Annotated in this window: 15 protein-coding genes; 4 read left to right on the top strand and 11 right to left on the bottom strand. The window is 40.6% G+C overall.

Translation table 11 applies throughout. From position 1 onward, the window contains the following. Window positions 1-28: 28 nt before the first annotated feature. The 3 genes from ACTHOQ_RS09575 to ACTHOQ_RS09565 all read right to left on the bottom strand — a co-directional run bounded on the left by ACTHOQ_RS09575 (window position 29) and on the right by ACTHOQ_RS09565 (window position 4,940). Window positions 29-661 (bottom strand): FadR/GntR family transcriptional regulator, encoded by a 633-nt coding sequence (locus tag ACTHOQ_RS09575; RefSeq protein ID WP_440495761.1) that lies wholly within the window; start codon window positions 659-661, stop codon window positions 29-31. Window positions 662-901: 240 nt separating this feature from the next. Then, the gene (gene dnaE / locus ACTHOQ_RS09570; protein ID WP_440495760.1) at window positions 902-3,976 is read right to left on the bottom strand and encodes a DNA polymerase III subunit alpha; all 3,075 of its coding nucleotides are present in this window, start codon (window positions 3,974-3,976) and stop codon (window positions 902-904) included. Between the two features lie 19 nt (window positions 3,977-3,995). Beyond that, a complete protein-coding gene (locus tag ACTHOQ_RS09565; protein WP_440495759.1) occupies window positions 3,996-4,940 on the bottom strand; it encodes a DHH family phosphoesterase in 945 nt (314 codons plus the stop codon). 92 nt (window positions 4,941-5,032) lie between these two features. On the opposite strand from ACTHOQ_RS09565, the gene ACTHOQ_RS09560 reads away from it, so the two are divergent. Next, window positions 5,033-5,344 carry a YtpI family protein gene (locus tag ACTHOQ_RS09560; RefSeq protein ID WP_440495758.1) on the top strand — a complete coding sequence of 104 codons (312 nt, stop codon included), beginning with the start codon at window positions 5,033-5,035 and terminating at the stop codon, window positions 5,342-5,344. Between the two features lie 171 nt (window positions 5,345-5,515). Here ACTHOQ_RS09560 and ACTHOQ_RS09555 read toward each other — a convergent pair whose 3' ends face one another. Both ACTHOQ_RS09555 and ACTHOQ_RS09550 read right to left on the bottom strand, forming a co-directional pair. Beyond that, on the bottom strand, window positions 5,516-6,823 hold the full coding sequence (locus ACTHOQ_RS09555) for a DRTGG domain-containing protein (RefSeq protein ID WP_440495756.1): 1,308 nt from the start codon (window positions 6,821-6,823) through the stop codon (window positions 5,516-5,518). Window positions 6,824-7,009: 186 nt separating this feature from the next. After that, window positions 7,010-7,690, bottom strand: a complete 681-nt coding sequence (locus ACTHOQ_RS09550; protein WP_440495755.1) for a metal-dependent hydrolase — start codon at window positions 7,688-7,690, stop codon at window positions 7,010-7,012. 118 nt (window positions 7,691-7,808) lie between these two features. Here ACTHOQ_RS09550 and ACTHOQ_RS09545 point away from each other — a divergent pair, with 118 nt between their 5' ends. Continuing rightward, window positions 7,809-8,897, top strand: coding sequence for a M24 family metallopeptidase (locus tag ACTHOQ_RS09545; protein WP_440495753.1), 1,089 nt, complete (start codon window positions 7,809-7,811; stop codon window positions 8,895-8,897). A 207-nt stretch (window positions 8,898-9,104) separates the two neighbouring features. Further along, window positions 9,105-9,740 (top strand): 5,10-methylene tetrahydromethanopterin reductase, encoded by a 636-nt coding sequence (locus ACTHOQ_RS09540; RefSeq protein WP_440495752.1) that lies wholly within the window; start codon window positions 9,105-9,107, stop codon window positions 9,738-9,740. A 467-nt stretch (window positions 9,741-10,207) separates the two neighbouring features. On the opposite strand, the gene ald is transcribed toward ACTHOQ_RS09540, so the two are convergent. After that, on the bottom strand, window positions 10,208-11,341 hold the full coding sequence (ald, locus tag ACTHOQ_RS09535; RefSeq protein WP_440495750.1) for an alanine dehydrogenase: 1,134 nt from the start codon (window positions 11,339-11,341) through the stop codon (window positions 10,208-10,210). A 336-nt stretch (window positions 11,342-11,677) separates the two neighbouring features. On the opposite strand from ald, the gene ACTHOQ_RS09530 reads away from it, so the two are divergent. Beyond that, a complete protein-coding gene (locus ACTHOQ_RS09530; protein ID WP_440495749.1) occupies window positions 11,678-12,124 on the top strand; it encodes a universal stress protein in 447 nt (148 codons plus the stop codon). Between the two features lie 63 nt (window positions 12,125-12,187). Here the strand turns inward: ACTHOQ_RS09530 and ACTHOQ_RS09525 are convergent, their stop codons facing one another. From ACTHOQ_RS09525 to mbcS, 5 genes are all read right to left on the bottom strand, one after another. Further along, window positions 12,188-13,129, bottom strand: a complete 942-nt coding sequence (locus tag ACTHOQ_RS09525) for a class I SAM-dependent methyltransferase (RefSeq protein WP_440495747.1) — start codon at window positions 13,127-13,129, stop codon at window positions 12,188-12,190. 111 nt (window positions 13,130-13,240) lie between these two features. Continuing rightward, window positions 13,241-13,747 carry a thiol peroxidase gene (gene tpx / locus ACTHOQ_RS09520; RefSeq protein ID WP_440495746.1) on the bottom strand — a complete coding sequence of 169 codons (507 nt, stop codon included), beginning with the start codon at window positions 13,745-13,747 and terminating at the stop codon, window positions 13,241-13,243. A 185-nt stretch (window positions 13,748-13,932) separates the two neighbouring features. Further along, complete coding sequence (locus ACTHOQ_RS09515; RefSeq protein WP_440495745.1) at window positions 13,933-14,418, bottom strand: RDD family protein; 486 nt, start codon at window positions 14,416-14,418, stop codon at window positions 13,933-13,935. A 15-nt stretch (window positions 14,419-14,433) separates the two neighbouring features. Next, a complete protein-coding gene (gene sppA / locus ACTHOQ_RS09510) occupies window positions 14,434-15,444 on the bottom strand; it encodes a signal peptide peptidase SppA (protein ID WP_440495744.1) in 1,011 nt (336 codons plus the stop codon). Between the two features lie 144 nt (window positions 15,445-15,588). Next, window positions 15,589-17,160, bottom strand: coding sequence for an acyl-CoA synthetase MbcS (mbcS, locus tag ACTHOQ_RS09505; protein ID WP_440495743.1), 1,572 nt, complete (start codon window positions 17,158-17,160; stop codon window positions 15,589-15,591). Window positions 17,161-17,380: the final 220 nt, after the last annotated feature.

Genomic DNA, 17,380 nt, shown 5'->3' with positions numbered 1-17,380 from the left:
TAATCCCCCTTTAAATTCACATAAATCATTATTTTATAATTTTTATCCATTTTTCGTATGCATCGATTGCTTCGTTTGTATAACCCATCTGCATGGAAGTGAGCAAAGTTTTCACTTCCATTTTCTCCTCGGCCGTTATTTCGCTCGTAAGCAAATTATCACTGAATGCAAGGAGCTGCAGCCAAATTTTTAATGCGAGCCGATTCCCGGAAACGATAATGCATTCACGAAGGATGTCTTCCCGCTTCAACGGCTGATCCAATTCCACTTTTACGAAGAAACTTTCCCAAATCGGAAGTGTGCGGAACTTTTTTGACTGGCAAATAATGCGGATTGCCTCTTTTTCATGCATTTGCCTTGTCGCATGCACATCCGCAATTGATTTTTCGTCTTGCAAAATAAACGAACCGACAATCTCAACAAATTGATGGTGCTTCATGCTCGCCAAATACGTGCCGCCGCCATGCCTCGTTTCAATTAAGCCAAGCAGCTCCAAACTTCGCAATGCTTCCCGAACTGAAGACCTTCCTACTTGCAGTTGCTCGCTTAATACTCTTTCTGAAGGGAGCTTTTGCCCTTCCTGAATATTTTGCTGTGCTATTAATTCGTGCAATTGCTTTACAATTTGTATGAATATTTTCTTTGCAGGCTTTTCTCCCACATTTTCCACCTCATCATGTCCAGCATTCCACAAAGTAATTTAACAAAAGTGGTCAGACCAGTTTCTAAAGTAAGAATACAAAAAGTTTTTGACATTGTAAAGAGAAAATATAAAACTTATATCTTATATATAATAAAATTTGCGAATATATAACTATTTTTACGTTTTTTCGATAATTTTTGATTAAGCAATATAAAAAGAGCGCATCTAAACTTATTAGAATACGCTCTTTAATACTATTTATTTTATAATAATTTGCTTAACTTTTATTTGTTGTTTGTTAAAGCGATACTCGAAAAAGCCTTCAATATAGAGCAATGCATCCTCATGCAAATTCCCTGCTACTTGCTCGTATTCTTTCGGGAAAAGCGTTAAAGAGACGGTGCCGAATTCATCTTCCAATTGAACGAAAGCCATCAGCTCCCCTCGCTTTGTACGAAGCTGCTTGACTTCACGGACATGGCCGACCATTTTCACATAGGCATTGTCTTTTAGCTTCGGTAGTGTTTGGACTGTTGCTGTCGCTTCCGGAAAACGCATGCGCACTTTTACGATTGGATGATCGGATAAATAAAAGCCGAGCACTTCCTTTTCGTATTGCAATTTTATTTTTTCAGGCATTGGTGAAGTTTCGCTGTATTTTGGCTTGCCGAACGCAAGAAGCGCCCCTTCAAATAAATCATCCCCGCCAGGTCGCACAAAATCGGCCTGTTTTTGTGCTCCTTCAATTGTGGCGAGCAATGTGGCGCGATCTTTTCCAAATTCGTCAAGTGCTCCAGCTTTGATTAATGGTTCGATAATTTTTCGGGTGAAATTCGCCGTCGTCAACGAAACCGCCAAATCAAATATGGAGTCGAACGGCTTTTGCCTTTCTTCCCTGCATATTAATAATTTTTGCAAAAATGGCTGTGGGACACTTTTAATAGCCGATAAACTAAATCGGATTTTTCCGTTTTCCACTTTAAAATGACGCATGCTCCGATTAATCGATGGCCGTAAAATTTCTATCCCTTTCGCTTTGGCCTCCATCAAAATTTGTGCAAGCTTATCTGGATTCCCTGTTGCATTTGTTAACAGTGCCGCGTAAAAATTGACAGGATAATTCGCTTTTAAATAGGCCATTTGATATGAAATGACACTATATGCAACTGCGTGGCTTTTCGGGAAGCCATAATCAGCAAAGCGGACAATCAATGCATATACATCCTCAGCTATTTGCTGTGAATAGCCCTTCGTTAACGCACCTCGCACAAAAGCTGCCCGCTGCTGTTCCAATACATCACGTTTCTTCTTACTGACGGCGCGCCGGAGCATGTCTGCCTGCCCAAAAGTAAAGCCTGCCATAACATTCGCGATGCGCATAATCTGCTCCTGATAAATAATCACTCCATATGTTTCTTCTAAAATAGGTGCTAAATCAGGATGCGGCAAGATTACTTGCTCTGTTAATTGCTTTCTTCTCGCATAGAGCGGAATGAATTCCATTGGACCTGGGCGATACAATGCATTTACTGCGACAATATCCAAAAATCGGGTTGGCTGTATTTCGCGTAAAGCATTTTTCATGCCGTCAGATTCAAGCTGGAAAATACCCGATGTATCACCATACTGCAGGAGCTCGAACGTTTTCCAGTCATCGAAAGGAATTTGATTAAAATCAAGGTGAATATCATGTGTAAACTGAATAGATTTCCGGATTTGCTCGAGAATTGTCAAATTGCGCAAGCCTAAAAAATCAATTTTCAATAAACCTGTTTGTTCCACTTCGAGCATTGGCCATTGCGTTAAATAAATGCCGTCATGCCCTTCTTCTATTGGAACAACATCGACTAACGGGATAGGACTTAATATGACGCCTGCTGCATGTGTGGAGGCATTTCGAGGCAGCCCCTCCAGCCGAAGCGATGTTTGAAGCCACTTTTGGCGTATTGGCTCTGCAGCTACCCATGTCCGTAATTTTTCAGACATTGCATACGCTTCTTTTAACGTAATGCCCGGCTTATTCGGAATAAGCTTTGAAATCATTTCCAATATATCGCTTTCAAAATTGAACATACGCGCTACATCGCGTGCTACCGCTTTCGCCGACAATGTGCCGAATGTAATAATTTGCGCAACATATTGCTTTCCGTATTTTTTTGCAACATATTGGATGACTTCATGGCGTCTCGTATCTAAAAAGTCGATATCGATGTCCGGCAATGTAACACGCTCCGGATTTAAAAAACGTTCGAATAGTAGATCATACTGCAATGGGTCGACTTGCGTAATCTCAAGTGCATAGGCTACAAGTGAGGAAGCAGATGAGCCGCGTCCCGGTCCCGTTAAAATTTGAGCTTCCCTTGCGAAGCGCATAAAATCGGCGACAATTAAAAAATAATCCGAATAGCCCATCGATTGAATGACGTGAAGTTCATAATTCACTCTTTCCATGTACCTACCAGGCAATGATTGCACATTTAATCTTCGCTGCAACCCATTGAATACTTGCTGCTGCAGCATATTTTCCGCGGTTTCTCCTTCTTGAAGAGGAAACTTTGGCATATATACTTCATTTGTTTCAATTTGAATTCGGCAACTCATTAACAGATTGTCCATTTGCAGGAGCCATTCCGGCCGATCCTGGAACCTGTCTCGCCACTGTTCCGCCGTCAATAAATAATTCTCGTTTCTGCTGCTATCCGGTGCCTCATTTAGCTTCACGCCTGTATCAATTGCCTGCGCTACTTCATAGGCAAAAAAATCTTCCGGCTTAAAAAAAAGACTTTCATGTGTCGCAATGATCGGCAGTACGTATTTTTCAGCCAACTCCACTGCCTGCGCTTCAAATGACGATGTTTGCGCTATACGAGAAATACCGATAAATACTTCATCCGGAAACGCATTTTTTATTTCCTGCAATGTTGGCTCTGCCGCCTGCTGCAGCCATATCGCCTGCAGATCAAGGGCAGGGACCATAAAGACAATTCCTTTTCCGTAAGCAAGCAGCCATCGCAGCGGGATTGTCAGCTTTGGCCGAATCGCAATACTGCTGGATATTTTCAACAAATTTTGGTAGCCTTCGTTTGTTTTGGCATATAAAACAAGCGGCAGCGATTGTTCTTCTGTCAATTCAAGCTGCACTGTCAAGCCAACTACCGGATGGATGCCAGCCCTTTTCATTTCATGCCAAAAAGGCAAAAGTCCGTACAGTTTCGTATTGACGATTGCACAGCTTTTTGCCTTTTGGTGATGTAAGAAAGGGATGAGCTCCTCGATACGAATTGTACTTTTCAATAAATCGGCACTTGTCCGTACTTGCGGATATACAGTCACGCGTCATCCCTCCATCATATTATTTATATTCTTTGCAAATTGCTTTTAAATCTTCAATGACATAATCTGCCTCTTCCCAGGAATAAGCAGTTGCACCAGAAGCTAACGGATGGCCTCCGCCTTTATATTTTTTTGCTAGTTCGTTGATGATAGGACCTTTTGAGCGTAAACGCACACGAATCGTATCATTTTCTTCTATGAACATGACCCATGCGCGAATATTTTTCACATTGCCCAATGAGCCAACTAAAAGGGAAGTTTCAGATGGGGTTGCATCAAACTGATTTAAAATAGCTGTCGGCAGTTTAATGTACGCCATCCCGCATTCATCCATTACGAAATGCTGGTAAATATAGCCCTGCAAGTTCAACAGCTTTCGTTCCATTTCATACATCCCGTCAAATAGCGCATTACGGTCAATATTATACTGAACTAATTGACCCGCTGCTTCAAATGTTTTTGACGTCGCACTCGGGAATAAAAACCGCCCTGTGTCTCCAACAATCCCGGCAAATAAAAGACGTGCCGCAGCATCGGACATATTCCAGCCCGCATATATTTTTCCTTCTTCATAAAGCTCGTAAATCATTTCGCTGCATGAACTCGCATTCGTGTCCACCCATAATAGATCACCATATGCATCGTCGTTTGGATGGTGATCGATTTTAATAATACAATCGCCTTTCACATAGCGTTCGTCATCAATGCGCTCTGTATTTGCAGTATCTGTAACGATAATAAGCGCATTTTCGAACTGTGCATCGTCTATTTGCTGCGGGAATGCCATAAATGATAAAGAATCATCATGCTCACCGACCGTAAATACGATTTTCTCCGGATAATTGGCGCGAATCAACTCCGCTAAACCGATTTGTGAACCGTACGCATCCGGGTCTGGGCGTACATGGCGATGTAAAATAATCGTGTCGTATTGTTTAATTTTGTCAATAATTTGACGTTTCACAACATTTCCCCCTCGCACATAGTGAATACCTATATCAATTTCCGCGAAAACTCGTTACAATATTTAGTAGTTTGGCTATCGGGAGGTTCACTATGGTCTTTTTAAATTTACTGTTCGTTGCTTGTATTGTAGCATCACTTGTTTTCTATTTTTATTTCAAAACGAAGCAATTCCGCTCTACATTGCCGATTCGCCGGAAATGGTATACTGCGAAAGCGGGTGTAGCCCTTGCCGTGTTTTTAGTCTTCTTTGGGCTTAATGCAATGATTCTATACCCTGATATTCTCGGATTTGCCGTTGCGGCGGCCTTTCTTTTAATCGGTGTCGGTTTAGGTGTAAACAACTATAAACGCATGCGCCATGAAGGCCGTTACGTAAAAGAAGAATATGAATTGAACAAGTAATTGAAAAGGGTGTGCCGAAAGTGAATGACTTTCAGCACAGCCCTTCTTTTTATTAAGCTACTCAAATACTATCGAATTGGGGATGACTTTGCCAAAGCGTCATTGCCCTGCCCAGGCTAAAACGCAAGCTCCGGGCTATCCTTGGATCGGATGGGCGCCTGAGCGCTTTTTTTATCGCTCCAATAGCTGGAATGTCATCATCGCTTTCCCTACAAGATTTGTTGCACTAAACACTTCAAAATCCATTTTCACGAATTTACGGGACATATCCAAAATTCGCGGACGTACTGTTAATACGCTCTCCATCTGTACTGGCTTTATGAAGTAAATATTCATATTTTCAACGACCGCTTCCCCGCGCTTGCGACGTTTCAGCGAAAAAGCCCCGACTTCCGCCAATAATGTTGTAAATGCCCCGTATGAAATCGCGCCAAACTGATTCGTCATTTGCGGAGTGACTGTAAACTCCACAGCAATATCTTCCTCACCCATTACACGCATTTCATTTTTCACAAGGTCATCAATCGTTTCTCCATGCTGCGGCTGGCGCTGTGCTAGCTGAATTGCCTTTAATACGTCTTGACGGCTAATAACCCCTTTTAATAGCCCCTCTTCATCGATGACAGGAAGCAAATCGATTCCTTCCCAAATCATTCGGTGCCCTGCTGAAGCGACACTCGTTTTCATTGAAGCGGCAATTGGGTTTTTCGTCATTACTTTGTCAATCGGCTCTGACTCCTCTTTCCCAATTACGTCTTTACTCGTTATCATTCCGACAAGCTTATTTTGATTCGTTACGACGGGGAAGGCCCCATGTGTAGTGCGTCGATTTTCTTTATGGAAATCCGCAATTGTGTCACTATTCCTTAAAACTGCCGTATCTTCCATTGGTACGTACACATCTTCAATAAGCAAAATATCCTTTTTGATCAATTGGTCATATATCGCGCGGTTGATCATTGTCGCAACAGTAAATGTATCATAGCTTGTCGAAATGATCGGCAAATCCAATTCGTCTGCCAACGCTTTATTCGGCTCGGTTGTATCAAAGCCGCCTGTAATTAAAACGGCTGCACCTGTTTTCAATGCATATTCATGCGCCTGTGTACGGTTGCCGACGATTAGTAGGCTTCCCGCATCCGTATAGCGCATCATATCTTCAAGCTTCATCGCACCTATTACAAATTTCGTTAAAGTTTTATGTAGACCTGACTTCCCACCTAAAACTTGGCCATCAATAATATTTACAATTTCAGCGAATGTTAACCGTTCAATGTTTTCCTTCTTTTTCTTTTCAATACGAATCGTTCCTACACGTTCGATTGAGCTTACGAGGCGGCGATTTTCGGCCTCTTTAATCGCACGGTAAGCAGTCCCCTCACTTACTTGCATTTCCTTTGCAATTTGACGAACAGAAATTTTATCGCCAACTGGTAGTGATTCAATGTATTGTAAAATTCGCTCATGTTTCGTTGACAATTACATCACCTATTTCTCATCATTCATTCATGTCCTTAGTGTACCATATTTAAAGACGGCAATTACACTATTTTCAATACATATTCCCGTATAATCGCTAATAAATGCAAGATAATCGGGACATCTATCAATAAGACAAACTGCCCAGCAAGGATAACTTGCTGGACAGTTAATAAATGGAGCGTATTAAAGTTTCACAAATTCCCCGGGTTTTAATATCTGTACATCAGCCCCTTCCACAAGCTTTGCAAATTCTGCGGGATCTTGTTCGATCGGAGGGAATGTATTGTAATGAATCGGAACGGCAATTTTAGGTTTCAATAATGATACCGCATATGCCGCATCTTCCGGTCCCATCGTGAAATTATCGCCAATCGGCAAAAACGCTATATCAATCGGGTGGCGCTTTCCAATCAGTTCCATATCGCCGAACAATGCCGTATCGCCCGCATGGTAAATCGTTTTCCCCTCTGCCGTAAATAAAATTCCAGCCGGCATTCCCATGTAGATGATTTCATTCTTTTCCGTCACATAAGATGAACCATGAAATGCTTGCGTAAACTTCACTTTCCCAAACTCAAATTGACGTGCTCCCCCAATATGCATATTGTGGACATTGCATCCTTGCCAGCCTAAATAGTCCGCAAGCTCATTTGGCGCCACAACAAGCGCATTATTCTTTTTCGCCAATTCCACCGTATCTCCTACATGGTCATTATGTCCATGCGTCAATAAAATGACGTCCGGATTTTCGTTTTCCACCGTTAAATCTGTTTGTCCATTCCCGTTAATAAAAGGATCGATTAATATTGTCGTTTCATTTGCCACAATTTTTACTACCGAATGTCCGTGAAATGAAATTTGCATAAAATATACCTCCTAAAATAACATTCTTTGTCGTATTCGATATGTATGCACAATTCTCCTTTTTTTGATATGCTTATATCGTGAATTCATTTAGATGACAACAAAGGAGTCTTTTATAATGTCAAAGCTTAAACAATTACAAAATGATTTAATTGAAAATGAATGGGATGCCGCTTTTATTACAACACCTGATAATGTGTTCTACTTTTCGGGATTTAGAAGCGAACCTCATGAACGCTTACTAGGCGTGATGGTATTCAAAGATGCAGATCCTTTTTTAATTTGCCCGAAAATGGAAATCCCGGATGCCGTAGCAGCTGGATGGTCATTCGATGTTATTGGGCATGAGGATACAGAAAACGCATGGGATGTTGTGGCAAAAACTGTAGCAGCGCGCAACGTTGCTTTCAATACATTGGCCATCGAAAAATCCCATTTAACGGTCGAGCGTTTAGAAGCGATTCAAGAGCGTTTTTCAACATTGAAATTTGCCAATATTGACGAAAAGGTAAATGCGCTCCGTATTTGCAAAGATGAAGAAGAGCTTTCGAAATTGCGCAAAGCTGCACAATTGGCAGACTTCGCGATTGAAGTAGGCTGTGATGCAATAGCTGAAGGAAAAACAGAAATGGAAATATTGAATACAATCGAATCAGCCATTAAAGCAAAGGGCTATGCAATGAGCTTTGATACGATGGTATTGGCTGGCGAAAAAGCCGCTTCCCCGCATGGTACACCGGGAGATCGCAAAATCCGAAAAGGTGACTTTATATTATTCGACCTTGGCGTCATTTACGAAGGCTATTGTTCTGATATTACACGCACTGTCGCATTCGGTCAGCCAACAGAGGAACAAGTCGAAATATACAACACTGTTCGCCGTGCTAACGAAGCTGCGATTGAAGCCGTTAAACCAGGTGTTCGTGCGATGGATTTAGATAAAATTGCACGTGATGTCATTACAGATGCAGGCTATGGACAATATTTCACACATCGCTTAGGTCATGGTCTTGGCATTTCCGTTCATGAATTCCCGTCAATTAACGGGGCAAATGAATTTGCCCTGAATGAAGGAACTGTATTTACAATCGAGCCTGGCGTATATAAAACAGATGTAGCTGGCGTACGTATTGAAGATGATGTTGTCGTAACGAATGACGGTGTGGAAGTGTTGACAAAGTTCACGAAAGAATTGGTTATTTTATAATCATAGTAAATTTAATTTTATATTTGTATAGATACTAGAAATAATGCATACACTAGGCGAGTACTCCTTAATGAAGCCATTAAGGAATGCTCGCTTTTTTGTTGTTTTTTATTAAAATATTGTATTTTACAATATTTAACTTGTTTTTCATAGGTAAAAAAGAGGAATAGATTACTATTATTTAAAATCGAAAGGAAGTGGTGCATTATGAAAAAATGGTCATTTATTACGCTGCTTGTAATCGTGCTAACTTTATTGCCAATTAGTCAAATAGAATGGAATACTAAAGCCGAAACGAGTCAATTTGCGCTATCACAAAATGAGGGCTTTTTGCATGATGCACCGAAAAGCGAAACCAATATAAAAGATGGACCCGTCATATCGGGCGGCTTAATGCCGAAAGCGAATCGAAGCTATACGTACGAACCTTCCTTTGAAGATGCCCGGAAAAAAACTTATATCGCTGCCAAAAATACGGCATTAAACAACTCGATCGAATTATTGGAAGATGATTATATAGGCTATACGTATATAGAAAATCAACAGCAGCTTTCACTCGGTGTCGCCTATTCGGACATATTTTTCTTCTCATTAAGCTATCCGATGAAAGAAAAAACAATGATCACCGATACGGATTATCACTATGATGGCTCAAATGCAACAACTCAAATCTTTGTGGAAAGTACATCCGCAACCGTTAAGACAAAAGCCGGGACATTCCAAAATGTAGTAATTTTAAATTATCCGAACGGCTCAAAGCTTTATTTAGCAAAAGAATACGGCATTATTCGGATTACAGATTTTGAAGGCAATATAACAACCGAATTAATCGCAGTACAATAATAAGCGCTAAAGCCCTCGTTCAACTCCGATGGGTCCTAAATACCGCATACTTGTTGTTTGACCCAAATGACTCGCATCGAGTGGCCTCAGACATTGGAGACCCCGGCGCAAAAGTAAATATAAAATCACTTTTGCACGGATAGACCTAATATTGCAGAGGTGGCACAGTTTGCCGGGACGAGGACAACACTTTCTTGCAAAGCTACCCACCATGCCAAAATCTATAATTTCCTGGCGTGTGAAATAGTATTTTTAAAAACAAAAATGCCCGAGTGACTATGTTGAGATTGAGGTACTTAACCAAGTTTAACTCAATCATTCACTCTACCCAAGGAGATCATAGTCAATGAGGCTACTTAATGGTAAACAAAGTTTAAGAAGATATCAATTTGCACAAAAGCTTAACTGTAAAAAATCCATTATGTTTGCTTCACGGCAAACATAATGGATTTTCAATGTGAAATATATCAGTTCAATCCTGTTAATGCACCTAGTACATCATCAACTTCTGCATATAATAATTCTTGTGCATCTGCTACAGCGCGGTATACAATTTTTCCGTCCACTGTGTTCACCCCGCGTTTTAAAGCGGGATTATCTAAGCATGCACGCAAAAAGCCTTTATTGGCGATTTGCAATGCATAAGGAACCGTATTATTCGTTAACGCAATTGTCGAAGTGCGAGGTACCGCTCCAGGCATATTCGCTACCGTATAGTGCACAACCCCATGCTTTACGAATGTAGGATTATCATGTGTTGTCACCTTTTCAGATGTCGCAAAACACCCGCCTTGGTCGATTGCAATATCAACTACTACTGAGCCTGGTGCCATCGACTGGATCATTTCTTCCGTCACTAATTTTGGTGCCTTCGCTCCTGGGATCAGCACAGAGCCAATCACTAAATCTGCTGTGCGAACTGCATCAGCAATATTATACGGATTTGAAATTAACGTTTGGACATCACGGCCAAATAGATCATCCAATTGACGCAAACGTTCAGGGCTTAAGTCGATGATTGTTACATCTGCACCCATACCGACTGCTACTTTCGCGGCATTTGTACCCGCTATTCCGCCTCCAATTACTGTTACTTTACTGCGAGGAACTCCTGAAACCCCACCGAGTAAAATTCCTTTGCCCCCTGGCAGTTTTTCCAAATAATGTGCCCCGATTTGTGTAGCCATTTTACCCGCAACTTCACTCATCGGTGTTAATAATGGCAGTGATCCATTTGGTAATTGCACTGTTTCATAGGCAATGCCGATCACTCGATTTTCAAGTAATGCTTTCGTCAGCTCCGGCTCTGGTGCCAAATGCAAGTAAGTAAATAATATTAGCCCATCACGGAAATAATTATATTCACTTTCAATCGGCTCTTTCACTTTTAAAACCATCTCCGCAGCCCATGCTTCAGCTGCTGTATCGACAATATGCGCCCCCGCTAAAATGTAGTCATTATCCGTGAATGCAGATCCTAGTCCCGCTCCTGATTCGATATACACTTCATGACCATTCGCGATTAACGACAGTACCCCTGCTGGCGTCATCGCAACTCGATTTTCATTATTTTTTATTTCTTTCGGTACCCCAATTTTCAACGTAATTCCTCCCTTTAACAATTGCTTGGAAATATGCTTAACATAATTCAAATCCATTCTACCAACTTTATTCACAAAATAGTAGATAATTTTAAATATAAAATATATTCGGAATGGCGAACTTTAAATTTTGTCCTAAAACTGTAAAAAACAACTCTTCCATATTCGGAAAAATATTTTATAATAATAATTGAACAAATTATTCACTTTTTTCACAAAATACTATGACTAATCGATGGGAAACTTTATATTTTTTTACATTTTTTCTCGTTAGGTATTTCCATTCGAAAAACATTTGTTATAATGAAGTCATAGAAAAATTAGGAGGTAATGGAAATGGCAAATCATTATAAAAGCATTGTAGTAGCAGTAGACGGTTCTAAAGAAGCTGAGTATGCATTCCGTAAATCAATCGATGTGGCAAAACGCAATGTAGGTGCGACAATCAATCTTGTAAACGTTATCGATACGCGCTCTTTTGCTGCTATTGAAGCTTATGACCGTTCAATTGCTGAGCGTGCTCAACAGCATTCCGAGGAATTATTAAACGGCTATAAAAAGCAAGCTGAAGAAGAAGGTATTGAAAACGTAAACTTAATCATCGAATACGGTTCTCCTAAAAATATTATTACAAAAGAACTTTCAAATGTAGTTGAAGCAGATTTAATCATCTGTGGCGCAACTGGTTTAAATGCTGTTGAACGTTTCTTAATCGGTTCTGTATCGGAAGCAATCGTACGTTCAGCTAAATGTGACGTATTGGTAATCCGTACTCCTGAATGATTTTAATAAGTAAGTAATTATAAAACGCCATCACCCTCTGCTTGAGTGAATGGCGTTTTTTCGTCATCGTTTTTGGTCGTTGCTTTCTTTCCATAGTCGAACCTTTTCAAAAAACAACGCTAAAGCTTCGCGGTTCGACATATTCGGGACTTTCGCCAATAATACTTCGCGGGGCGCTTTAAGCTGTTGGCTCTGTTTTTGCAAAATTAAAATGCTTTTCTCATGGGCTTTTGAGGAGAATAAGTTTTCGGGAAGCTGGATGACTGCTTGAATCCATGCATGTCCTTTAATATACTTATGGAGCTGTTTTGCTTGATCCGACTCGAATAAATTTGCCGGTACTAGGAAAAATGCAAACCCGCCATCCTTTGTATAATTTAAAGATTGCTCAATAAATAAATGGTGGGCATAGCTCATCCCTTCTGTTGCGCATAATTCATAGTCAAGCGCGATTTCTTCATTCGGATAATAGCCTACAGGCAGGTCACATACGACTGCATCTACTGGATCCACCAATAGGTTGGCAAGTGCGTCTTGGCGGAATAATGTGACCGGCTGCTCGATTAAATCCCCGGTAGCTGCGGCTAATCGAATTAATATATCATCGACTTCAACCCCTGTCGCCTGGACTTTTCCGTCCAATGCATTCATCACTGTAAACAATAAATTTCCTGTCCCCAGCGCCGGGTCGACTACCGATATCGCGCGCTCCTCCAACTCCTGTTCAAAGCATTGCTCCACAAAATGACTGACGATCAAACCAAGTGTATCTGGCGTCATCTGATGGTTGGGCTGTGCGCTTTTACGCATGCCTTTTAAAATGGCGATTTGGATTGCTTTACGCATATCTTCCTTTTTTGCGTCCTCTACTTGCCAGTCATATTTTCCGTCCAATATATCTTCGAGCGTTTGCAAAAGCGCATCCAAATATTCCTGCCCCTGCTCTGCTACGAGCTTTTCCGCATAATCATTCACATATTTAAAAATTTGCTCAAACTTTTCCATTTAATTAAAACTCCTTCATACACTTCATAAATGAACAACCCACTCAAAAGCAATTGAGTGGGTGTACATCATACTTCTATTTACTTTACATTAAAATCGTTTAAAACAAAATTATTTTGAAAGAGCTTTTACCGCTTCAATTGCCGCATCGTAGTTCGGGTGATCTGTTGCTTCTGGTACATATTCCACATATACAACTTTCCCTGCTTCATCCACTACGAAAATTGAGCGTGTTAATAGGCGTAATTCTTTAATATGTACGCCATATGCCTCACCGAATGATGCGTCGCGGTGATCTGATACTGTTACAACTTTATCGATACCTGCCGCTCCACACCAACGTTTTTGAGCAAATGGTAAATCCATTGATACTGTATAAATAATCACATTGTCGCCTAAATCAGCGGCAGCTTCATTGAATGTACGTGTTTGCTGGTCACATACACCTGTGTCCAATGATGGGACAACAGAGAACAGGCGGATTTTTCCTTCTGAATCTTTTAATGTCACTTCTGATAAATCATTTGCCAAAACTTTGAAATCAGGTGCCTGATCACCGACTTTTACCTCATTGCCGATTAATGTTACAGGACCATTTTTAAATGTTGTTTGTACCATGCTTAACGCCTCCTTATTATTCCCTTATAATACTAAAAACAATTTAGCAATTGCAAATAACTGAACTCAAATTCATACAATTAAAAGAAAGGGGCTGTTTTGTAAGACAAAACTTACAAAAACAGCTCCTCTCTCGCTTAGAAGGTGTCGATAGTTAATAATTCCCCTTCTCTCGTTTCTTAAACCTATTGCGTATAAATATTTTCATGGATAACGACTGTATCCGCAAAGTAATCCGCGATGCTTTTATTATCCGGTGCGAATGCGACGATTAAATACGGCAAGTATAGTAGTGTCCCGTTTATAAAGCGTCCCACTCCTTCACGGAATAGCACTGTCATCCAGTCCAATGCTTCTCCATTATCCTTTTGTACCTTTATGCCGAAAGCCATTTTCCCTAAAGTTTGCTTGAAAAACTTTGTCAGCAGCACAAAATACGCATAGAAAATTAAACCTGATACAATTGTAAATGGTGCATACCATGCATCCCCGGCCGTATTCCAATTCATTAAGGCGAATAGCGGCCTTACAGAAATTCCAACGATCGCACTAATTACGAGGGAATCCAATATGAAGGCCCAAAAGCGCATCCAAAAGCCTGCTGTTTTTTGTTTAATAGAAGGCGACTCTACGATAGATGTTGTATTTACTACTTCCATTGCGTCACTCATCGTGATCCCCCCTAATTAATAGTCACCGTATAAATACATCATACGAGGTGAATTCGTTGAAGAAATAATTTTGGATAATAGCTCTGACTCTGCTGATGGACGCAGCATTGAACCTAACTTCACACCTAAAAGCGAACCCCATCCCGAAGTATCCATTGTATATTCAAAGAACTCGGCATCTTCCAACCCAAAATCCGCGCGCAATGCATTCAATGCCGCTTCTTCATTTCCGATTTCATCAACTAAGCCTGCACTTAAAGCTTGGGAGCCGCCTAATACACGGCCATCCGCAACTTTTTTCACATCCGCTTCCGACATACTGCGTCCCGCTTCGATAATATCGACGAAATGCTCATACGATTCATCAATCATCTCTTGGAGCATTGCAAGCTCTTCTTTTGTAGATGGACGCACACCGCCGAACATATCTTTATGTTCTCCGGATTTGATCGTCTCAAATTCCACGCCGACTTTTTCAGCTAATTTACCATAATTAATCGACTGCATAATGACACCGATCGAGCCGGTAATTGTTTCACGTTGTGCGAAAATTTTACTTGCCGGCGCAGAAATATAATAGCCGCCTGAAGCAGCCATTGATCCCATCGATACATAAATCGGTATTTGCTTTTCTTCTTTGATCTCTACTAGCTTTTGATAAATTTCTTCCGATTCAATGACACCTCCACCTGGAGTATTCACCGATAAAAGAACTGCCTTCACTGTATCATCTTTCAATACAGCATCTAACTGCTCTACAAATGCCTGGTGGTTGTAATCAACTGTTTCCCAAATACTCGGTTCGCCAACATCTTGAATAACACCATTTACCGTTAAATGGGCAATACGATTTGTGAAATCCCCTGATTCAACGACATTTTCATATGTGAGTGTCTCTGTTTCTAGCACACTACCAAAACTGCTAAAGAAATCTGTTTTAAAAATCGTAATAATTGTATTAATCCCGATTGAGAAAAATAGCAATACTGCAGCGATAATTAATGCTACAACTCGTTTTGTATTCATTTTCATGCCTCCCTTACTACTATGTACGAAGTTATTTTACAAAAAGTTTCAATGAAAATGCAAATCTACCATTTTCTCTACAAGAAAAAAGGCGGCAAATTTCGCCACCTTTTTCATTACCCAGGAAATAATTGTCGAGAGCAATTATTTTCGCTCTTTTAAACGTAATTCGACACGTCGGATTTTCCCTGAAATGGTTTTCGGCAATTCATCCAAAAACTCAATGATCCGCGGATATTTATATGGCGCTGTTAACTGTTTCACATGGTTCTGCAGCTCTTCAACAATTGTCGGGCTATCTTTCAATGCTTGATCTTTCAGTACAATAAACGCTTTTACAACATTTCCGCGAATTTCGTCAGGACTTGCAACGACCGCACATTCCTGTACTGCCGGATGCTTCGTCAAGGCGTCCTCCACTTCAAACGGCCCGATTGTATAACCAGATGAAATAATGATGTCATCATTTCGGCCTTCAAACCAGAAATAGCCTTCCTTGTCTTTTGTCGCACGGTCACCCGTTACATACCAATCGCCGCGATATTGAATAGCTGTACGTTCCGGGTCTTTATAATAGCCTTTAAATAGCGCTGGCGTCGATTTATGAACGGCTATATCACCGACTTCCCCCACCGGAACCAGTTCACCGTATTCGTTAATCAATTCAATTTTATTTCCTGGTGTCGGTTTCCCCATAGAGCCGGAGCGCAATTCCGTGTTTAATAATGTGCCGATCAATAGTGTATTTTCAGTTTGGCCATATCCATCACGGACAGTCATTTTATGCTCGCGTTCAAATGTTTCGATAACTTCCCTATTCAAAGGCTCTCCTGCCGAGACAGCACTATGCAATGAGGTTAAATTAAATGAGCTTAATTGGTCCAATTTTGCCATCATACGATATTCGGTTGGTGTACAGCACAGAACATTCACCTTTTGTTGCTCAATTAAATGCAAATATTGTTTCGCATCAAATTTTCCTTTGTATACAAATGCCGTTGCTCCACTGCCCAATACAGCTAAAAACGGACTCCAAATCCATTTTTGCCATCCTGGCGCTGCTGTTGCCCAGACCGTATCCCCATCACGGACTCCGAGCCACTCAGCGGCTGTCGTGCGTAAATGTGCATAGCCCCATCCGTGTGAGTGCATGACACCTTTTGGATTTCCTGTCGTGCCGGATGTATATGCTAAAAACGCCAAATCATCTGCTGTCGTTTCAGCAGAAGCAAATTCATTTGATTGCTGCTGTGCAAGCTGCATTAACGATATCCAGCCTTCTTTATCATCCCCTACGATAAAGCATTCCACATTTGACAAGCTTTCTACATGCTCAAATTCCTTCACGAACTGTTCCATAACGATAATCGCTTTTGCCTCGGAATGAATTAAACGGTAATCAATATCTTTCGCCCTTAGCAACTCAGAGCTTGGAATGATGACCAAACCAGCTTTTAATGCGCCAATATATGAGACATACGCTTCTAAACAACGAGGCAGCATAATTAAAATAACATCGCCTTTTTTTAAGCCTTTTGCATAAAAAGCGTTCGCTACTTGGTTTGCCTGCTGCAACAGCTCTTCATATGTATAGCGATTTTGCTGTCCGTTTTCTTCTTGAAAGATTAATGCTGTCTTTTCGCTTTTATTGCCGTGCTTTTCAAATTCATCGACAATATTATACTTTTCTGGTGCAACTAATTGTTCTTCATTCATTTCTAACTCTCCCCTTTGACTGAAAAAAATGAGTCTTTCCATTTCAGTATAATGATGATTTTCATTAATTTCAAAATATTCCGCAACTTTTTTGCCGCATAACAAATAATTTTATAAACAAGATATTAGAAAAGCGCAATTTGGCACAATTTAAAGTTTGGGTTATTCTTTTAGGAACGTTCATAAAAATTTTGCTCATCGCAAAAAAAAAGAAACGCTG

Origin of the sequence: Solibacillus silvestris (assembly GCF_051967575.1) — a bacterium.
Classification (GTDB): domain Bacteria; phylum Bacillota; class Bacilli; order Bacillales_A; family Planococcaceae; genus Solibacillus; species Solibacillus silvestris_B.
Note: the sequence above shows the minus strand (reverse complement) of the source record. Positions and strands in the feature narration are given on the sequence as shown.

Coding starts and splice junctions, on each gene's coding strand:
- ACTHOQ_RS09560 (WP_440495758.1), top strand. CDS start 5,033: ATGGTCTTTTTAAATTTACTGTTCGTTGCTTGTATTGTAGCATCACTT.
- ACTHOQ_RS09550 (WP_440495755.1), bottom strand. CDS start 7,690: ATGCAAATTTCATTTCACGGACATTCGGTAGTAAAAATTGTGGCAAAT.
- ACTHOQ_RS09545 (WP_440495753.1), top strand. CDS start 7,809: ATGTCAAAGCTTAAACAATTACAAAATGATTTAATTGAAAATGAATGG.
- ACTHOQ_RS09540 (WP_440495752.1), top strand. CDS start 9,105: ATGAAAAAATGGTCATTTATTACGCTGCTTGTAATCGTGCTAACTTTA.
- ACTHOQ_RS09530 (WP_440495749.1), top strand. CDS start 11,678: ATGGCAAATCATTATAAAAGCATTGTAGTAGCAGTAGACGGTTCTAAA.
- ACTHOQ_RS09525 (WP_440495747.1), bottom strand. CDS start 13,129: ATGGAAAAGTTTGAGCAAATTTTTAAATATGTGAATGATTATGCGGAA.
- tpx (WP_440495746.1), bottom strand. CDS start 13,747: ATGGTACAAACAACATTTAAAAATGGTCCTGTAACATTAATCGGCAAT.
- ACTHOQ_RS09515 (WP_440495745.1), bottom strand. CDS start 14,418: ATGAGTGACGCAATGGAAGTAGTAAATACAACATCTATCGTAGAGTCG.
- sppA (WP_440495744.1), bottom strand. CDS start 15,444: ATGAATACAAAACGAGTTGTAGCATTAATTATCGCTGCAGTATTGCTA.
- mbcS (WP_440495743.1), bottom strand. CDS start 17,160: ATGAATGAAGAACAATTAGTTGCACCAGAAAAGTATAATATTGTCGAT.